At 39.7% G+C, this 18,910-nt stretch carries 20 protein-coding genes; all 20 read left to right on the top strand.

Going from position 1 to position 18,910, the window contains the following annotated elements; genetic code table 11:
• The first annotated feature begins 140 nt into the window (after window positions 1-140).
• The 20 genes from rpmH to ACQRDX_RS07780 all read left to right on the top strand — a co-directional run bounded on the left by rpmH (window position 141) and on the right by ACQRDX_RS07780 (window position 18,872).
• On the top strand, window positions 141-275 hold the full coding sequence (rpmH, locus tag ACQRDX_RS07875; protein ID WP_002885866.1) for a 50S ribosomal protein L34: 135 nt from the start codon (window positions 141-143) through the stop codon (window positions 273-275).
• 78 nt (window positions 276-353) lie between these two features.
• Complete coding sequence (locus ACQRDX_RS07870) at window positions 354-1,124, top strand: TatD family hydrolase (protein ID WP_427894973.1); 771 nt, start codon at window positions 354-356, stop codon at window positions 1,122-1,124.
• A complete protein-coding gene (rnmV, locus tag ACQRDX_RS07865) occupies window positions 1,096-1,686 on the top strand; it encodes a ribonuclease M5 (RefSeq protein ID WP_427894975.1) in 591 nt (196 codons plus the stop codon). Before ACQRDX_RS07870 ends, rnmV begins: the two co-directional genes overlap by 29 nt.
• A 2-nt stretch (window positions 1,687-1,688) precedes the next feature.
• A complete protein-coding gene (locus tag ACQRDX_RS07860) occupies window positions 1,689-2,219 on the top strand; it encodes a DUF1697 domain-containing protein (RefSeq protein ID WP_427894977.1) in 531 nt (176 codons plus the stop codon).
• A gap of 12 nt (window positions 2,220-2,231) precedes the next feature.
• A complete protein-coding gene (locus ACQRDX_RS07855) occupies window positions 2,232-2,699 on the top strand; it encodes an HIT family protein (RefSeq protein ID WP_427894942.1) in 468 nt (155 codons plus the stop codon).
• The gene (gene rsmA / locus ACQRDX_RS07850; protein ID WP_427894944.1) at window positions 2,696-3,568 is read left to right on the top strand and encodes a 16S rRNA (adenine(1518)-N(6)/adenine(1519)-N(6))-dimethyltransferase RsmA; all 873 of its coding nucleotides are present in this window, start codon (window positions 2,696-2,698) and stop codon (window positions 3,566-3,568) included. Before ACQRDX_RS07855 ends, rsmA begins: the two co-directional genes overlap by 4 nt.
• A gap of 84 nt (window positions 3,569-3,652) precedes the next feature.
• Window positions 3,653-4,525 (top strand): ribosome small subunit-dependent GTPase A, encoded by an 873-nt coding sequence (gene rsgA / locus ACQRDX_RS07845; protein ID WP_427894946.1) that lies wholly within the window; start codon window positions 3,653-3,655, stop codon window positions 4,523-4,525.
• A 6-nt stretch (window positions 4,526-4,531) separates the two neighbouring features.
• Window positions 4,532-5,191: a ribulose-phosphate 3-epimerase gene (gene rpe, locus ACQRDX_RS07840; RefSeq protein WP_427894948.1), complete on the top strand. Its 660-nt coding sequence runs from the start codon at window positions 4,532-4,534 to the stop codon at window positions 5,189-5,191.
• Entirely contained in the window at window positions 5,151-5,819 is a 669-nt protein-coding gene (locus ACQRDX_RS07835; protein ID WP_427894950.1) for a thiamine diphosphokinase, read from the top strand. The genes rpe and ACQRDX_RS07835 overlap by 41 nt, the downstream gene beginning before the upstream one ends.
• A gap of 1 nt (window position 5,820) precedes the next feature.
• A complete protein-coding gene (locus tag ACQRDX_RS07830; protein ID WP_427894952.1) occupies window positions 5,821-7,074 on the top strand; it encodes a DNA recombination protein RmuC in 1,254 nt (417 codons plus the stop codon).
• Window positions 7,064-8,008 (top strand): 3'-5' exoribonuclease YhaM family protein, encoded by a 945-nt coding sequence (locus ACQRDX_RS07825; RefSeq protein WP_354367701.1) that lies wholly within the window; start codon window positions 7,064-7,066, stop codon window positions 8,006-8,008. Before ACQRDX_RS07830 ends, ACQRDX_RS07825 begins: the two co-directional genes overlap by 11 nt.
• Window positions 8,009-8,100: 92 nt before the next feature.
• Window positions 8,101-8,916 (top strand): pur operon repressor, encoded by an 816-nt coding sequence (gene purR, locus ACQRDX_RS07820; RefSeq protein ID WP_427894955.1) that lies wholly within the window; start codon window positions 8,101-8,103, stop codon window positions 8,914-8,916.
• An 85-nt stretch (window positions 8,917-9,001) separates the two neighbouring features.
• A complete protein-coding gene (locus ACQRDX_RS07815; RefSeq protein ID WP_427894957.1) occupies window positions 9,002-11,599 on the top strand; it encodes an SEC10/PgrA surface exclusion domain-containing protein in 2,598 nt (865 codons plus the stop codon).
• A gap of 313 nt (window positions 11,600-11,912) precedes the next feature.
• Entirely contained in the window at window positions 11,913-12,326 is a 414-nt protein-coding gene (gene rpsL, locus ACQRDX_RS07810; protein ID WP_427894959.1) for a 30S ribosomal protein S12, read from the top strand.
• Between the two features lie 16 nt (window positions 12,327-12,342).
• Window positions 12,343-12,813: a 30S ribosomal protein S7 gene (gene rpsG, locus ACQRDX_RS07805; protein WP_002940031.1), complete on the top strand. Its 471-nt coding sequence runs from the start codon at window positions 12,343-12,345 to the stop codon at window positions 12,811-12,813.
• Between the two features lie 540 nt (window positions 12,814-13,353).
• A complete protein-coding gene (fusA, locus tag ACQRDX_RS07800) occupies window positions 13,354-15,435 on the top strand; it encodes an elongation factor G (RefSeq protein WP_354367693.1) in 2,082 nt (693 codons plus the stop codon).
• A 215-nt stretch (window positions 15,436-15,650) separates the two neighbouring features.
• Window positions 15,651-16,661 carry a type I glyceraldehyde-3-phosphate dehydrogenase gene (gap, locus tag ACQRDX_RS07795; protein WP_354367691.1) on the top strand — a complete coding sequence of 337 codons (1,011 nt, stop codon included), beginning with the start codon at window positions 15,651-15,653 and terminating at the stop codon, window positions 16,659-16,661.
• A 144-nt stretch (window positions 16,662-16,805) separates the two neighbouring features.
• Entirely contained in the window at window positions 16,806-17,927 is a 1,122-nt protein-coding gene (locus ACQRDX_RS07790; protein WP_427894966.1) for a hypothetical protein, read from the top strand.
• A complete protein-coding gene (locus ACQRDX_RS07785) occupies window positions 17,911-18,522 on the top strand; it encodes a hypothetical protein (RefSeq protein ID WP_427894968.1) in 612 nt (203 codons plus the stop codon). The genes ACQRDX_RS07790 and ACQRDX_RS07785 overlap by 17 nt, the downstream gene beginning before the upstream one ends.
• Entirely contained in the window at window positions 18,519-18,872 is a 354-nt protein-coding gene (locus ACQRDX_RS07780; protein ID WP_427894970.1) for a hypothetical protein, read from the top strand. The genes ACQRDX_RS07785 and ACQRDX_RS07780 overlap by 4 nt, the downstream gene beginning before the upstream one ends.
• The last annotated feature ends 38 nt before the right edge of the window (window positions 18,873-18,910 follow it).

Genomic DNA, 18,910 nt, shown 5'->3' with positions numbered 1-18,910 from the left:
ATTTGTAAAAAAACATCGTCTCTCTCAAATAATTCTTGACAAGAGGATGCCATTTGTTATAAAATATTATGGTATGTTTAGTAACTGATCAAATAATAGCCGGCTAAACGAATACGAAAATCTATGAGGAGGTATTCAAAGTGAAACGTACTTACCAACCAAGTAAAATCCGTCGTCAACGTAAACACGGATTCCGTCACCGTATGTCAACTAAAAACGGACGTCGCGTGCTTGCAGCTCGTCGTCGTAAAGGACGTAAAGTATTGTCAGCTTAATGCGACTAAAAAAACCGACAGTAACTCGAGTCTGTCGGTTTTTTGTTTGGGAAAATATGATAGAATAAAGATATGACAATAGAAATTTTTGATACCCATACACACCTAAACGTAGAAAATTTTACAGAAACTGTCGCAGATGAACTAGTCTTAGCTAGGGAGATGGGCGTGACTGCTCATAATGTGGTTGGTTTTGACCATGACACGATTGAGCGTGCTCTTGACTTAGCAGATAGCTATCCTGAGATTTATCTGACACTGGGATGGCATCCGACAGAGGCGGGTTCCTATAGTAATGAGGTAGAGGCTTACCTTCGTGAGAAACTCCAGCATGATAAAGTGATTGCCCTTGGCGAGATTGGCTTGGACTACTACTGGATGGAGGATCCAAAAGAGGTTCAGGCGGAGGTCTTTAAGCGCCAAATGGCTCTGGCAAAAGAGCTGGATTTACCCTTTGTGGTTCACACCCGTGATGCCCTTGAGGATACTTATGCTATCATCAAGGAGGTCGGTGTAGGACCTCGTGGTGGGATTATGCACTCTTATTCAGGGTCTTTGGAAATGGCAGAGCGCTTCATCGAGCTTGGGATGATGATTTCATTTTCAGGCGTGGTGACCTTTAAGAAGGCCATAGATGTCCAAGAAGCTGCACAACACTTACCCTTAGACAAGATTTTAGTAGAAACAGATGCTCCTTACCTTGCTCCTGTTCCTAAACGTGGCCGTGAAAATAAAACGGCTTATACACGCTATGTCGTTGAAAAGATAGCCGAGCTTCGAGGCTTGACAGCTGAGGAAGTGGCGCGTGCCACAACAGAAAATGCAAAGAGGTTGTTTGGTCTTGACTAAAAAAATTAAAATCCAAGAAGTGATTGTGGTTGAGGGCAAAGACGATACCGCAAACCTGAAACGCTTTTATGAGGTGGATACTTACGAAACCAGAGGCTCTGCCATTGATGAGGATGATTTAGAGCGTATTGAGCGTCTCCATGATTTGCGTGGGGTCATTGTCTTTACTGACCCAGACTACAATGGCGAGCGCATCCGAAAAATTATCATGCAGGCTATTCCTACGGTCAAGCACGCCTTTTTACAGCGAGACGAAGCAGCTCCAAAGTCCAAAACCAAAGGCAGATCATTGGGAGTAGAGCACGCTAGTTTTGAGGACTTGGAAAAAGCTCTCTCTAGTGTCCGTGGTTACTATGATGACGACAATCAGTTTGACATCACCAAGTCAGACCTCATGCGCCTAGGTCTCCTCATGGGAGGTGATAGCCGAAAGCGTAGAGAGTATCTAGGAGAACACTTGCGCATCGGCTATTGCAATGGTAAGCAGTTGCTCAAACGATTGGAGTTGTTTGGGATTAGCCTGGCGGAAGTGGAAGATGTGATGGGGGAGTATAAAAGTTGATGATGAAAAAAGTTGCTCTTTTACGCGGTGTTACCCCTGTTGGAAAGAATAAAATTCCTAAGATGTCTTACTTGGTAGAAATATTGACAGAAGTGGGTTTAACTTCTGTTCAAACTTATATCCAGAGCGGTAATATCATCTGTGAGACAGAATTGGCAAATGAACAACTTAGTCAGCTTATCCATCAAACGATTAAAGAGAAAATTGGTGCAGAATTAGCGGTTATCATCACAAATCAGTCGAAATTGGCACAAGCTATTGCTGAAAATCCTTTTGGAGAAGATTATGATAGTTCTCGTGTCCATTTGTTTTTTACTAATGATGAGATAAATAGAGAAAAACTAAATGAATTACTGCATCAAGACTTTGGTGATGAGAAGTTGGGTCAGAGAAGTCAATGCTTATACCTATATCTCCCAAGAGATGCCCAAAAGAAAAAACTAAATACCAATTATTTAGAAAAACAGCTGGGGATAACAGCCACTATGAGAAAACTAAGCGTTGTTTCACGATTGAGTGAAATGGCCGTGTGATTGGAGAATTTTATGTGTCTTATCTGTGAAAGGATTGAATGGATTAAGCAAAATGAAAATCCGTATTTTGTAAAAGAACTTGAGACAGGGTATGTCGTTATTGGGGATCACCAACATTTTAAAGGGTATACTTTATTTTTGTGTAAGGAGCACGTCACTGAATTGCATGATTTACCTCCTCTTTTTCGAAATCAACATTTATCCGAGATGGCGGACGTATCGGAACTTGTTAGTGAAGCTTTTTTTGCTGATAAAATAAATATTGAGAGTCTAGGGAATGGAGATAGTCATCTACATTGGCATATTTTTCCAAGAAAATCTGGTGATTTAGGCGATTACGGTCGTAATGGTAAAGGGCCAGTTTGGTGGTTGCCATTTGATGAAATGTATGCAGATGAAAAGTGTGCGAAGGGACAAGAGTTAGAAAAGTTGAAAAAACGTCTATTAGCAGAGTTTGAAAATAGGAAGAAAAATAAATGAGAATTGCAGACAAAAACGTTACTCGTGCCGTCCTTGAGCGCCACGGGTTTACCTTTAAGAAATCCTTCGGTCAAAACTTTTTGACTGATACCAATATTTTACAGAAGATTGTGGATACGGCAGAGATTGATCAAAATGTCAATGTTATCGAGATTGGGCCTGGAATCGGAGCTTTGACTGAGTTTTTGGCAGAAAATGCTGCCGAGGTTATGGCCTTTGAGATTGATGACCGCTTGATTCCGATTTTGGCGGACACCTTGGGTCGTTTTGACAATGTCACCGTGGTTAATCAAGATATCTTGAAGACTGATTTGCAAACGCAAATCAAGAACTTTAAGAATCCTGATCTACCGATCAAGGTTGTAGCCAACCTTCCTTACTACATCACCACCCCTATCCTCATGCACTTGATTGAAAGCAAGATTCCCTTCAGCGAGTTTGTGGTCATGATGCAGCGTGAGGTAGCTGACCGCATTTCTGCCGAGCCAAACACCAAAGCCTATGGGAGCTTGTCTATTGCTGTTCAGTACTATATGACAGCTAAGGTGGCTTTCATCGTGCCTCGGACGGTCTTTGTGCCAGCGCCAAACGTAGATTCCGCGATTTTAAAAATGACACGTCTTGATGCTCCTGCGGTAGCGGTTCAAGATGAGGACTTCTTTTTCAAGGTTGCTAAAGCTAGCTTTGTTCACCGTCGTAAGACTCTCTGGAACAACCTAACTAATGCTTTTGGGAAGTCTGATGAGGTCAAAGCTAAGTTAGAACTTGCTTTGGAAAAAGCCGAGCTAACTGCAAATTTACGTGGCGAAGCTTTATCACTTGAGGACTTTGCGAGATTGTCAGATGCTTTGAAAGAAGCAGGACTATAAAGAAATAAGAAAGGCAAGCCTATCTGGGTTTTGTCCTTTTTCTTTTTTTGATATAATAGGGATATTAAGTATTAAGGAGTTCATTTGCGAGGAAGAATTATCAAATCCCTAGCAGGATTTTATTACGTTGAAGCGGATGGTCACGTTTATCAGACTAGAGCACGTGGCAATTTTAGAAAAAAAGGTCAGACACCTTATGTGGGGGACTGGGTTGAGTTTTCAGCAGAAGACCATTCAGAAGGCTATGTGTTGGCGATTGAAGAGCGTCAAAATAGCTTAGTGAGGCCACCAATTGTGAATATCGATCAAGCAGTGGTCATCATGTCGGCTAAGGAGCCTGATTTTAATGCGAATCTTTTAGATCGTTTTTTGGTGCTTTTGGAGTATAAGAGGATTGAGCCGATTATTTATGTTTCAAAGCTTGATTTATTGGAGGAGCAATCAGAGCTAGACCAGTTGCGCTGTGTTTACCAAGAGATTGGTTATGAGGTATGTTACAACTTAGAGGAGCTCTTGCCATTATTAAAAGATCGTGTAACGGTTTTTATGGGACAAACAGGGGTTGGGAAATCAACCTTGCTAAATAAAATTGCTCCAGAGTTAGCTTTAGAAACAGGTGAGATTTCAGATAGTCTTGGACGTGGCCGTCATACGACGCGAGCAGTGAGTTTATACACTGTTCATGGGGGGAAAATTGCAGACACCCCAGGTTTTTCTTCCTTAGACTATGAGGTCACAAAGAGTGAGGACTTAAATCAGGCCTTTAGAGAACTAGCGCGTCTAACCCCACAATGTAAGTTCAGATCGTGTACCCACACCCATGAACCTAATTGTGCAGTCAAGCAGGCGCTTGAGCAGGGAGAGATTTTTCAAGGACGCTATGAAAATTACTTACAACTACTCAGTGAAATTGAAAATCGTCGTGAAACATATAAGAAAACAGTCAAAAGAAAGTAGGTTATTATGTCACAATTTAAGATTGCCCCATCTATTTTAGCAGCAGATTATGCTAATTTTGCGACAGAGTTGAAGCGTGTTGAAGCAAGTGGTGCCGAATATGTTCATATTGACATTATGGATGGTCAATTTGTACCAAATATCAGCTTTGGTGCAGGTGTGGTCGCTGCTATGCGTAAACATAGTAAGTTGATTTTTGATTGTCATTTGATGGTGGTAGAGCCTGAGCGTTATGTGGAGGAATTTGCTCAAGCAGGTGCTGATATTATGACCATTCATGTGGAAGCAACCACCCATATTCATGGTGCCCTTCAAAAGATTAAGTCTTGTGGGATGCAAGCAGGTGTCGTGATTAACCCAGGAACTCCTGTTGAGGCTTTGATACCTGTTTTGGATTTGGTTGATCAGGTTTTGATTATGACAGTTAACCCAGGATTTGGAGGGCAAGCCTTTATTCCTGAGATGGTCGAAAAGATTAAAAGAGTTGCCCAACTGCGTCAAGAAAAAGGTTTAGACTTTGATATTGAAGTGGATGGTGGGATTGATGATAAGAGCATCAAAGCCACAAAAGATGCGGGAGCTAACGTCTTTGTAGCAGGTTCTTATGCCTTTAATGGAGATTTGAATGAACGTGTGGCAACACTCAAAAAAGCAATTGAGGCCTAAAACGGTTGCTGTTTTTGCCTCTGGTGATATCACAGGAGCTTGTTTTGATTTTGATTATATTGTAGGGGTGGACCGAGCTTGTCTATATCTCTTAGATAAGGGTCTGCCACTTGATTTGGCTGTGGGAGATTTTGATTCCGTATCAACCTCAGAAAAAGCCTTGATTGTCAAAAAAGCTCAAAGAGTCTGTCAAGCCCAGCCTGAAAAAAATGATACAGATACAGAGTTGGCCTTAAAAGAGGTCTTTCGTCAGTATCCAGAAGCATGTGTAACAGTTTTTGGTGCCTTTGGTGGACGCTTGGACCATGCTTTGTCTATTCTCTTTATGCCTAGCGATCCTGAACTTTCCCCCTTTATGCGTCAGCTTTTTTTAAGAGATCAGCAAAATCATATCAGTTACTATCCTAAAGGGAGTCATCTGATTATGCCAGAGCCACAGCTACCCTATGTTGCCTTTATGACAAGTGGTGAGGGGGATTTGGAGATTTTAGGTGCCAAATACCCCTTAGTTTCTTCGAATTATTTTAAGAAGAAGATTTATACCAGTAATGAATTTTTAGATGATCCCATAAAAGTGACCGTAGAAGATGACTATGTTGTAGTGATAAGGAGTAGAGATAGGAGGTAGCATGTTATATCTGATTTTGATCATCATAGTAATCCTTTTGCTATATTTGATTTGGAAGCAAGCAGATGACCAACAAAGACAAGTACAATTTCAAGAAGAAGAAGCGGATCGCTTATCCGATCAACTGTCTTACCAGTTAGAAGTCGCCAATAAAAATTTGCTTCTTGAGCAAAGTAAGCAACTACAGGAATTACAAAGGGATCTTTATCAACAGCTATTGTCTATTCGAGAAACCTTAGGACAACACTTAACGGAGCATCGTGATCGCTCCGATCGACGCTTGGAAATGATGACCAAACAGTTGACGGACGCAGTCAGATTGATGCAAGACTCTAATGAAAAGCGTTTGGAAGAGATGCGGGTGACTGTAGAGGAAAAGCTGGATAAAACATTGCACAGCCGTTTACAAGCTTCCTTTGCAACGGTTTCTCAGCAATTAGAAAGTGTCAATCAAGGTCTAGGTGAGATGAAGACGGTGGCGCGTGATGTGGGGACTTTAAATAAAGTTCTGTCCAATACCAAAACCAGAGGGATTTTGGGGGAATTACAATTAGGACAAATCATTGAAGATATTATGAGTCCTAGTCAGTACGAAGTGGAAGTCCCAACTGTTTCAGGCTCTAGAGAGCGTGTAGAATATGCCATCAAACTCCCAGGACAAAGCCAAGGGCAGACCATATATTTGCCGATTGATTCAAAATTCCCTTTAGAGGACTATTATCGCTTAGAAGATGCCTATGAAAGAGGTCAAAAGGAAGAAATCGAGCTGCACCGAAAAATGCTTTTGGCGGCTATCAAACGTTTTGCTAAGGATATCAATAAAAAATACCTTAATCCTCCTGAAACAACCAATTTTGGAATTATGTTTTTACCGACAGAAGGACTATATGCGGAGGTCGTCAGACATCCTGCTTTCTTTGATAGTTTGCGTCGGGATGACCGTATCGTGATTGCAGGTCCGTCCACCTTATCAGCTTTATTAAATTCCTTGTCTGTTGGCTTTAAGACCTTGAGTTTGCAGCGTTCAGCTAATGATATTGGACGTGCTCTAGGTCAGATTAAAACCGAGTTTGGTAAATTTGAAGGTCTTCTAACGAAAACGCAGACCCAATTAAACCGTGCGAGTCAAAATATCGATAGTCTTTTATCAACACGAACCAAGGCCATATTACGTAGCCTAGATCGTCTTGAGCAAGTGGAGCAAGATGATTCTTTCTTACCAAATCTAGAAATTGAGGAAAACCATGAAAATTAACCAGATGAAAAAAGACCAACTTTTTGAAGGCTATTACCTTATTAAGTCGGCGGAAGTACGAAAAACTAGAGCAGGTAAGGATTATATTGCGTTTACCTTTCAAGATGATACAGGAGAAATCAATGGAAACCTATGGGACGCACAAGCTCACAATGTGGAAAAATTTATAGCAGGTAAAGTTATCTTTATGAAGGGTCGACGAGAGGTCTATAATGGGATGCCTCAAGTGAACCAAATCACCTTGAGACTGGTTCATGAGGGAGAACCTTCTGATCCCAAAGATTTTAAAGAAAAATCACCTGTTAACCTTGATGACATTAAAGAATATCTTGATCAGATGATTTTTAAGATTGAAAATGCCACTTGGCAACGGATTGTGCGTGCGCTTTATCGTAAGTTTGGAAAGGAGTTTTATACCTATCCAGCCGCTAAAACAAACCATCACGCTTTTGAAAATGGCTTATCTTACCACACCGCTACGATGGTGCGTTTGGCAGATGCGATTGGAGACATTTATCCAGACCTCAATAAGAGCTTATTATTTGCAGGCATTATGTTGCATGACTTAGCCAAGGTGATTGAGTTGACTGGGCCAGAAAATACAGAATATACTGTACGCGGTAACCTGATTGGCCATATTTCCTTAATCAATGAGGAAATTACCAAAGTTATCACAGAGCTAGATATCCCTGATGATAAAGAAGAAGTTATTGTGCTTCGCCATCTGATTTTAAGCCACCATGGACAGCTGGAATATGGTAGCCCAGTACGTCCTATGATTATGGAGGCTGAGATTCTTCATATGATTGATAATATTGATGCGGAAATGATGATGATGCAGACAGCACTTAGTCGTGTATCCGAGGGAGAAATGACGAATCGTGTCTTTGCTTTGGACAATCGTTCCTTCTACAAACCAAAATATCATCAGTAAAAAACCAAGAAAAACGAACATGAGGTGACTTAATGTTCGTTTTTTACTTATATTATGATATAATAGCAGAAAATAAATTTCTGGAGAACTGTATGAAATTAAGAAGAAGTGAGCGTATGGTGGTCATCTCTAACTACCTCATCAATCATCCTTATCAATTAACAAGCTTAAATGTATTTGCTGAAAAATATGAAACAGCTAAGTCGTCCATCTCAGAAGATATCTCTATTATTAAAAAAGCCTTTGAAGAAGCTCATATTGGTGAAATTGAAACAGTGACAGGAGCTAGTGGAGGAGTTCTCTTTACACCTACCATTTCTAAAGAAGAGGCATATCAAGTCGCTTCAGATTTACGTGATCGCCTATCTGAAAGTGATCGTATCTTACCTGGAGGCTACATTTACTTATCAGATTTATTAAGTACACCACACATTCTTAATCAAGTAGGGCGTATCATTGCTTCACATTTTAAGGAAAAAAAGATAGATGCAGTGATGACTGTAGCTACTAAGGGTGTTCCTTTAGCTAATGCGGTAGCAAATGTTTTAAATGTACCATTTGTTATTGTTCGTCGCGATTTAAAAATAACAGAGGGATCGACCGTCAGTGTGAACTATGCTAGTGGTTCGAGTGACCGCATTGAGAAGATGTTTTTATCAAAGCGCAGTCTAAAGCCTAACAGTAATGTCTTGATTGTAGATGATTTCTTAAAAGGTGGTGGGACGATTACAGGAATGGTCAGTCTATTATCTGAATTTGATAGCCACTTAGTCGGTGTTGCGGTATTTGCAGAAAACCAGCAGGAAGAAAAGGATTTGGTGGATTATAAATCTCTTCTTAGTGTGGCTGAATTAGATACAAAAAATAAATTTATTCGTGTTGAATTAGGGAATTTATTTGAACTGTAACAATTTTGTAAAAGAGATAGGATTGTCCCTCTCTCTTTTTTATGATAAAATTCTAATTGTTTATAGATATAATGAGGTATTAAAAATGAACATAGAAAATCAATCAATTGATAATAAAAAAACGAATAAATTAACAGCGACTTTGGCAACGACTTCTGCAACACTTGCTGTTCTAGGTGCAAGTGGACTTAACCAGACTGTTCACGCCGAGGATGTAGAATCAGCCACTCAAGTGACAACAACTACAGAGGAGACAACAACACAGTCAACTCCAACCATCGAAGAGGCTACTGCAGCAGTTGCTGATGCTGAAAAAGAAGTGGCGACAGCTAGTGATGCGGCACAGCAAGCTACTCAAGCTGCCACCGAGCAAGATGCGGTAGTAGCAGACTTGACTGAGCAAGTGGCTGCAGCAGAGACAGCTGTGACAACAGCAGAAAGTGCCGTAGCAGAGGCAGAAATTATCGCTTCAGAATCTAGTCCTGAAGTTATCTCTGAAACTCAAGATGAAATCGAAGCAATTACTTCTGAGTTAGAAACAGCCACTACAGCTTCAGAGGTAGCAGGTCAAGCTGTACAAGAAAAAGAGGCTGAGGTTGCTGCTGCTAACACTGCATTACAGGAATCTAAGAATGCCGTTAGCGAGAGCGAAAAAACCATTGCTACTTTATCAGAAGCCGTTCAATCCCCTGAAAAATTAGCCGAAGAAAAGGCAAGTAGTGAGGCTAAGGTAGCGAGTCTTGAAAAAGAAGTTGCAACTGCTGACAAAGAACTTGAAGCCGCAAAGGCAACCGCTTCAACAGCGATTTCAACAGAATTGACGCAAGCTAAGACAGAGTTGTCAGTAAAAGAAGCAGAGCTGAGTCAACTTCAAACTGCTACAACAGAAGTGAAGTCTGTTACAGGCGGAAATACTCTAGTAGTGCCTGCTAATTATGCTACACAGCTTTCCAATATTCGCAATTATAGTTCCATCTCTGCTGCCGCTAAGAATGAATTGATTCAAACTGGTAAGGCGGCGGCAGCTGCAAATGGTGTTGTGGGTGATGGTTTTGTTGGCTCTAGTACAGCTTATAAGACTATTGCAGAGGACACAACACGCTTAGTTGATGTCAATAACATCAGCCACGAAGTTCAAGTTGAATTGACTCAATTTGTTGTTGAGTTACTCAATCCCGTACGCGCAGCCTTTAATTTATCACCTCTAACTATTACAGAATCCTCAATGGCATTTGCTGAAAGTGTTTCTGCAGCCTATGTTAGCAAGCATTCTCGTATTCAATATGAAAATGGCGCTCATGATACCACTATTTTAAATCAAGAAGCAAGTAAAGCAGGTTTAACCACAGCTTCTTGGTATGAAAATATGGGAACAACTTGGTTGTCTAGTCATACGACAACGGTAGATGCTCTAAAGAGTAAGATCTATTATCAATTGATTTACATGCTCTTTACAGATGCTAGCTCAAACTTTGGTCACACTCGTACCTTCTTGAAAGGTGATAGTGGAGAGGCAGCCTATATTGGTGTAGGAATTAATGGTTTGGGTGCAGCAGGTGCTTCTACTGCCTTTACACAACATTATCTAGTTGTTAAAGAAAGTGAGATTCAATCATCAGGTTTCTCTCGAATACCAATTGTGGCAACAAAATCAACTGTTGATGAAACTAAGGTTTCTCAGGTTCGTCAAGAAATCAGTAATCTTAAAGCTAAAATTTCAGACTTACAATCTAAACAATCCAATATTTCAACTTACTCAACGGTAGTGGCTGCGCAAAATAAAGTTGACACTCTATCCGCTCAATTATCTAGCGAAAAAGCGACTTTATCAACTTTAACCACTCAGCTAACTACAGCTACTCAGTCTGTAGCGGCCAATCAAGCTGCTCTAGAACTAGAAGAGAAACGCTTGGCAGAATTACAAGCTGTTGTAGTAACGGCTCAAAATAATTTTGATACGGTTAAATCTGAACTAGGAGATTTGATTGTGGCAAAAGGTGCAGCTGATTACAAAGTGAACACTTTAAGTGAAGAGTTAGCTGCAACCAAAGAGTTATTAGCCAAGTATCAAAATGAAAACTTATTAGCAGAAAGCCAAGAACAATTAGCGGCAGCTATCGAAACGTTAGAGACTCTGACATCTCAATTGGCTTTAGCGCTTGAAGAACAAGAAACCTTAGCGAATCAACTAAAAGACGCCAATACACAGCTTGAAGCAAAACAAGCTACATTAGTAGCTGCTCAAAAAGTCTTGCTAGAACTACAAAAAGAGCAATTGGCAAAACAAGAGTCTGTGATTCCGACAGAGCAAGACGGAGTGATTACAGAAGTTGTTCTTGCTCAGAAGCCTGTTAATACGACAGGTCTCAAGCCTGTTGATACAGTGTCGAACGAACAAGTCAATATCCCAGTAAGTGAGCAAGTGGCTCAGTTAGAGCAGAAAAATCGTGTTGAGAAGGCTAGTCGTAACGTCTTGTCACAGACAGCGCAGAAACGTCCTGCTTCACCAAGCGTAGTAATGTCTAATTCTGCGGTATCTAATGGGACAAAAGCCTTGGATAAGACAAATAACACACTTCCGACAACAGGAGAGGCAGCTTATGGTTCTGCTAGTCTTCTTGGATTTGGTATGTTAAGTGCAGCAGCTTTAGCTAGTTATAAACGTAAAAAAGATGAGAGATAAGGCGAGATAGAATCTTTTTCTGCCTATGAACTTCAAAAGTTAGGATAAGTCTAGCTTTTGAAGTTTTTTATTTATTCGAGTATACTTGCTAGGCTTGCAGTCATCCATTGATTTCTTCCTTAAATCTATTTTTTAGAAAAAAGAATTGACGTGAATGAGGATATATGTTATTATATTTAACGGTACTTTTTACTTTTGGTCTCTCAAAAGTGTACAGAGACGTGCTGACAATTGTTGCAAAAGTACACACAGATATGGGCGGTCACCACGTGCCATGTCAACCAAAAATAAAAATATATACAGGAGAATGTAGATGCCTACAATTAACCAGTTGGTACGTAAACCACGTAAGTCTAAAGTAGAAAAATCTAAATCACCAGCTTTGAACGTTGGTTACAACAGCCGTAAAAAAGTTCAAACAAACGTTTCATCACCACAAAAACGCGGTGTTGCAACTCGTGTCGGAACAATGACACCTAAAAAACCTAACTCAGCCCTTCGTAAATTTGCTCGTGTACGTTTGAGCAACCTTATCGAAGTTACTGCTTACATCCCAGGTATCGGTCACAACTTGCAAGAGCACAGCGTTGTTCTTCTTCGTGGTGGACGTGTAAAAGACCTTCCAGGGGTACGTTACCATATCGTTCGTGGTGCGCTTGATACTGCAGGTGTATCTGATCGTAAGCAAGGCCGTTCTAAATACGGTACTAAACGTCCAAAAGGCTAAGAAAGGGGAAATATAAATGAGTCGTAAAAATCAAGCGCCTAAGCGCGAAGTATTGCCAGATCCATTGTATAACTCAAAATTGGTAACTCGTTTGATCAACCGTGTTATGTTGGACGGTAAACGTGGTACTGCTGCATCAATCGTTTACGGTGCTTTTGACCAAATCAAAGAAGCAACTGGTAACGATGCACTTGAAGTATTTGAAACAGCAATGGAAAACATCATGCCTGTACTTGAAGTACGTGCACGTCGTGTTGGTGGTTCTAACTACCAAGTTCCAGTTGAAGTTCGTCCAGAGCGTCGTACAACACTTGGTCTTCGTTGGTTGGTAACAATCGCTCGTAACCGTGGTGAGCACACTATGATCGATCGCCTTGCGAAAGAAATCATGGACGCTGCAAACAATACTGGTGCAGCAGTTAAGAAACGTGAAGACACCCACAAAATGGCAGAAGCCAACCGTGCATTCGCACACTTCCGCTGGTAAGATTAAGATACGAGGGCGTCAAGCAACTCCTAGACAAAATAGGGAAGCGAAGCAGATTGCTGTGCAATCAATGAGGTTCATCTTTTTGTCAGTGAGTTGTAGCCCGAGTTCAAATTAAGATGTGAGGACGTTAAGACAATTCAAGGAAAAATAGGAAATCAGACGCAGGACCTTAAGGTCCAAGGAAGATTTATCTTTTTTCCAGAATTTTTAGTCCGAGCTCAACTAATTAAGATACAGAGAACGTGCCTGCCGACGAAAAATAGGAAATCGAAGCAGAATGCTTTTGCATTCAATGGGATTTGTCTTTTTTCGTTGACAGTTGGCCGTTCGAGTTCAGTTCTACATTTGATATATGAAGTTAACTGAATTTAATTAAGATGAAGGAACTTCGTCCAATCATCATAAATAGGATTGAGGCTTACCTCATCTGATTTACACCATGAGTAAGAAATCAAGCGGGTGGGATTAACCCACTCGCTTTTCTTAATAATATGGTATAATAATAAAGTAAAATAAAAAATTATAGGAGAAAACCAAATGGCTCGCGAATTTTCACTAGAAAAAACTCGTAACATCGGTATCATGGCTCACGTTGATGCTGGTAAAACAACAACAACGGAACGTATCCTTTACTACACTGGTAAAATCCATAAAATCGGTGAAACTCACGAAGGTGCTTCACAAATGGACTGGATGGAGCAAGAGCAAGAACGTGGTATCACTATCACTTCTGCTGCGACAACAGCACAATGGAATGATCACCGTGTTAACATCATTGACACACCAGGACACGTGGACTTCACTATCGAAGTACAACGTTCACTCCGCGTTCTTGATGGTGCCGTAACTGTTCTTGATTCACAATCAGGTGTAGAACCACAAACTGAAACAGTATGGCGTCAAGCGACTGAGTACGGTGTTCCACGTATCGTATTTGCTAACAAAATGGATAAAATCGGTGCAGATTTCCTTTACTCAGTAAGCACACTTCATGACCGTCTTCAAGCAAATGCACACCCAATTCAATTGCCAATCGGTGCAGAAGATGATTTCCGTGGTATCATCGACCTTATCAAGATGAAAGCTGAAATCTATACTAACGACCTTGGTACAGATATTCTTGAAGAAGATATTCCAGCGGATTACCTTGAGCAAGCTGAAGAATACCGTGAAAAATTAGTTGAAGCAGTTGCTGAAACTGATGAAGATTTGATGATGAAATACCTTGAAGGTGAAGAAATCACTGAAGAAGAATTGAAAGCTGCTATCCGTAAAGCAACTATCAACGTTGAATTCTTCCCAGTATTATGTGGTTCAGCCTTCAAAAACAAAGGTGTTCAATTGATGCTTGATGCAGTTATTGATTACCTTCCAAGTCCAGTCGATATTCCAGCGATTAAAGGGATTAATCCAGATACAGATGAAGAAGAAACTCGTCCAGCATCTGATGATGAGCCATTTGCAGCGCTTGCCTTCAAGATCATGACTGACCCATTCGTAGGTCGTTTGACATTCTTCCGTGTTTATTCTGGTGTTCTTCAATCAGGTTCATACGTTATGAATACCTCTAAAGGTAAACGTGAGCGTATCGGACGTATCCTTCAAATGCACGCAAACAGCCGTCAAGAAATTGACACAGTTTACGCAGGGGATATCGCAGCTGCTGTTGGTTTGAAAGATACAACTACAGGTGACTCATTAACTGATGAAAAAGCAAAAGTTATTCTTGAGTCAATCAACGTTCCAGAACCAGTTATCCAATTGATGGTTGAGCCTAAGTCTAAAGCTGACCAAGATAAAATGGGTATCGCCCTTCAAAAACTTGCTGAAGAAGATCCAACATTCCGCGTTGAAACAAACGTTGAAACTGGTGAAACAGTTATCTCAGGTATGGGTGAGCTTCACCTTGATGTCCTTGTTGACCGTATGCGTCGTGAATTTAAAGTTGAGGCAAACGTAGGTGCTCCTCAAGTATCTTACCGTGAAACATTCCGCGCTTCAACTCAAGCACGTGGATTCTTCAAACGTCAATCAGGTGGTAAAGGTCAATTCGGTGATGTATGGATTGAATTTACACCAAACGAAGAAGGTAAAGGATTCGAGTTTGAAAATGCCATCGTCGGTGGTGTGGTTCCTCGTGAATTTGTACCAGCAGTTGAAAAAGGTTTGATCGAAACTATGGCTAACGGTGTTCTTGCAGGATACCCAATGGTTGACGTTAAAGCTAAACTTTATGATGGATCATACCACGATGTTGACTCATCTGAAACTGCCTTCAAGATCGCAGCATCTCTTGCTCTTAAAGAAGCGGCTAAGACTGCACAACCTGCTATCCTTGAGCCAATGATGTTGGTTACTGTAACAGTTCCAGAAGAAAACCTTGGAGATGTTATGGGACACGTTACAGCTCGTCGTGGACGTGTTGATGGTATGGAAGCACACGGTAACAGCCAAATCGTTCGTGCTTACGTTCCACTTGCTGAAATGTTTGGTTATGCAACTGTTCTTCGTTCTGCAACTCAAGGACGTGGTACATTCATGATGGTATTTGACCACTATGAAGATGTTCCTAAATCAGTTCAAGAAGAAATCATTAAGAAAAATGGTGGAGAAGCTTAAGAGCTTCCAATCTAAAAATATAAAAGCGTCTGGAAACAGGCGCTTTTATATTTTTAGAAAAGGGTAAAATCGTTTGCAATTTTATGGAAATAGTTATATAATAAATACGTTGAAGGATTAATTTGTAATCATCCAAGTTAATCTTTTCACAAAGACTTAAGGGCTTGCCCTTTACAATAATTTTTTATTTGATTTTCATAAGGAGGAAATCACTAATGGTAGTTAAAGTTGGTATTAACGGTTTCGGACGTATCGGTCGTCTTGCTTTCCGCCGTATCCAAAACGTAGAAGGTGTTGAAGTAGCACGCATCAACGACCTTACAGATCCAAACATGCTTGCACACTTGTTGAAATACGACACAACTCAAGGTCGTTTCGACGGTAGCGTTGAAGTTAAAGAAGGTGGATTCGAAGTTAACGGTAAATTCGTTAAAGTTTCTGCAGAGCGCGAACCAGCAAACATTGATTGGGCTACTGACGGTGTAGAAATCGTTCTTGAAGCAACTGGATTCTTTGCTTCTAAAGCTGCAGCTGAACAACACATCCATGAAAATGGTGCTAAAAAAGTTGTTATCACTGCACCTGGTGGAAACGATGTTAAAACAATCGTTTACAACACTAACCACGAAATCCTTGATGGTACTGAAACAGTTATCTCAGGTGCTTCATGTACTACAAACTGTTTGGCACCAATGGCTAAAGCTCTTCAAGACAACTTCGGTGTTGTTGAAGGTTTGATGACAACTATCCACGCTTACACTGGTGACCAAATGATCCTTGACGGACCACACCGTGGTGGTGACCTTCGTCGTGCGCGCGCTGGTGCTGCAAACATCGTTCCTAACTCAACTGGTGCTGCTAAAGCTATCGGTCTTGTTATCCCAGAATTGAACGGTAAACTTGACGGTGCTGCACAACGCGTACCTACTCCAACAGGTTCTGTAACTGAATTGGTTGCTGTTCTTGAGAAAAACGTAACTGTTGATGAAATCAATGCTGCTATGAAAGCTGCTGCTAACGATTCATATGGTTACACTGAAGACCAAATCGTATCTTCAGATATCGTAGGTATCTCATACGGTTCATTGTTTGACGCAACTCAAACTAAAGTTCTTGACGTTGACGGTAAACAATTGGTTAAAGTTGTTTCATGGTACGACAACGAAATGTCATACACTTCACAACTTGTACGTACTCTTGAGTACTTTGCAAAAATCGCTAAATAATTTTATTTAGTATCAAAAGAGGCTTCGGCCTCTTTTTTTGTTGCCATAAAAATATATAAAGTGCTAAAAAACCTTGTTATACTATGTACAACAAGTATTGACTTACCAGTCAATACTTAACCTAAGAGTAACATGGAGAAAGTTATGAAAAAATTTCTAAACCGACACCCTAAGTTCATACGCTTTGTTTTCTTAATTGTTGTGGTGTTGGCTTGCCTATCATTTGCTTATTCACGATATGAAGATTATCGGTTAACTCCACGTATCAGTGAGGAAGTGAAAAATGCTCCCTTAAAGATTGATACTAGTTCAATTATGTTGGAAGACAATAAGCCCTATCGTTTACCTGAAAATATCGGTAATCTTGTTGGTGTTTATAAAGGGAGCGATGATGGGAAGGAAATTCAAGTCAGGGTAAATCCAGACGGAACCTATGAAAAAATTAGTAGGGGTAATAAAACTACAGAGACCTATTTAGATTCGAATGAAGAAATTCGTTTTTCGGAAGGTGAAACAGTCCAATTAGAGATAGGTTACCTTGTAAAAGAGCACGCTTATATTCATTTTTATCGCTATAATGATATTATTGATGATGATACCTTACTGGGCTTAAAGTTGCTATCAGATGGTTTATATATGGATAGTAGTGGGAACACTGACCTTCTAAAGTCTATGTTCCAAAAGATTCGGAGAGAAGCGATTTTCCGAAACAATGAAGTTATCCCGCAAGATGTGCTTATGATTGATGAATCGAATGCATCATTTGGAGCTGCTTTTTTACTGTTTGATGAGGAAAAATTAGTTAGTATTTCAAGTTACTATGGAGCTAGCTCTAGAGGAGGTTGGAGAGAAAATTATATTCCAAAATCTGAACTTATCAAGTCAACAGAAGTTTATGATATTTGGGATGAGCCAATTGAGAATTGGGAAATTGAGAAAATATTATCTGAGGAAGTAACTTTTGCCGATTTATTGCAAATGTATGGTTCTAGTATCCAGGATACTGCTTCGGGTTTATGGAAAATTGCTAATAGTACAGTTAGTAATCCTACAGATGCAGAATTAGAAGCATACATCAATAAAAATAGTAGACCTCTAACATCTGAAGAATTATCTTACATCAAGAATAAGTACGGAGTTGAGTTAGATATTTCGTTTGCTATTGAGAATAAAGGGTATTTTACAACAATTAATGTTTTTGGGTGGTCTAAAGATAATGGGTATGAGGAGTTTGGTGTCATGAAAGAAAATGGGAGATTATACTAAAATGATGCTAACTATAATATCAGAAATAGTAACGATAATTAGTGGATTAACCTTCATTGGTGGACTTTATCAGTATTTTAAAGCTAAAAAATTTGAAAAAGAACTTTCATTTATTGAAATTATTGATAGTTTCAATTCTTCTGTAGAAGCTGTTGAACAAAAACTAAATATTATTGATGGTTGTGATGACTATAATGTTCATGAAGAGGCAGATGAGATACTTCAGAATCAGTTAGATGAATTAAAATTGAAGGAGACTCGTTCTCAGAAAAGTGTACTCTATTTTGATGTCTTAGCTACACTCATCAGATATTCAGATTCGCTGACTATGGATGATATTTTTGGAGATAATCCCTACATTATTGGAGAATTAATTGAATTACTTTCTACAAAATCAAAGAATCTCTTATCCATCTATAAGACAGATGAAATACTGAAATTTCGTAAATATTGTATAGAATTATCTAACTTCTATCTCTCTATTCATAGAGGTGATTTGGAGGAAGAAGATTTTATGAGATATAAGGAATTAAATTTGGTTATTTTAGATGATATGCAGTGTTGTTTAGAAAACTATTTAGGAGAGAATAAATGATGAAAAAGTATTTGTCAGTTTTGGTATTGTTTTTAGGAAGTATTTTTTTGGTTGCTTGTAATAGAGCAGAAAAAGCTGTTGTAGAGACAATTAATAATGTAGATGGTCGATATATAGCGAATGCTTATGGATTTGAACTTGATGTGGAGATTGAAGGTAAATCCATTACTGGTGAAGCTAGCGTGGGTATCGTTGATAGTGATATTACTGGTAGTGTTGATTTACAAGGACAAGAGATAGATATAGACCTTTCAGACAGTAAATCTATTTCGGGAACCTACGAAAAACTTGAAAATGGTGATTTAGAAGTAGAGTTTTCAGGAAAAACCATTTTATTTGAAAAACAATAGACTAATTGTAAATGAGAGGCTTCGACCTCTTTTTTTGT

This window comes from Streptococcus sp. SGI.013, assembly GCF_050315295.1.
Lineage (GTDB): Bacteria > Bacillota > Bacilli > Lactobacillales > Streptococcaceae > Streptococcus > Streptococcus porcorum.
The sequence above is the reverse complement of the archived record's forward strand: the minus strand, read 5'-3'. Positions and strand labels throughout refer to the sequence as shown.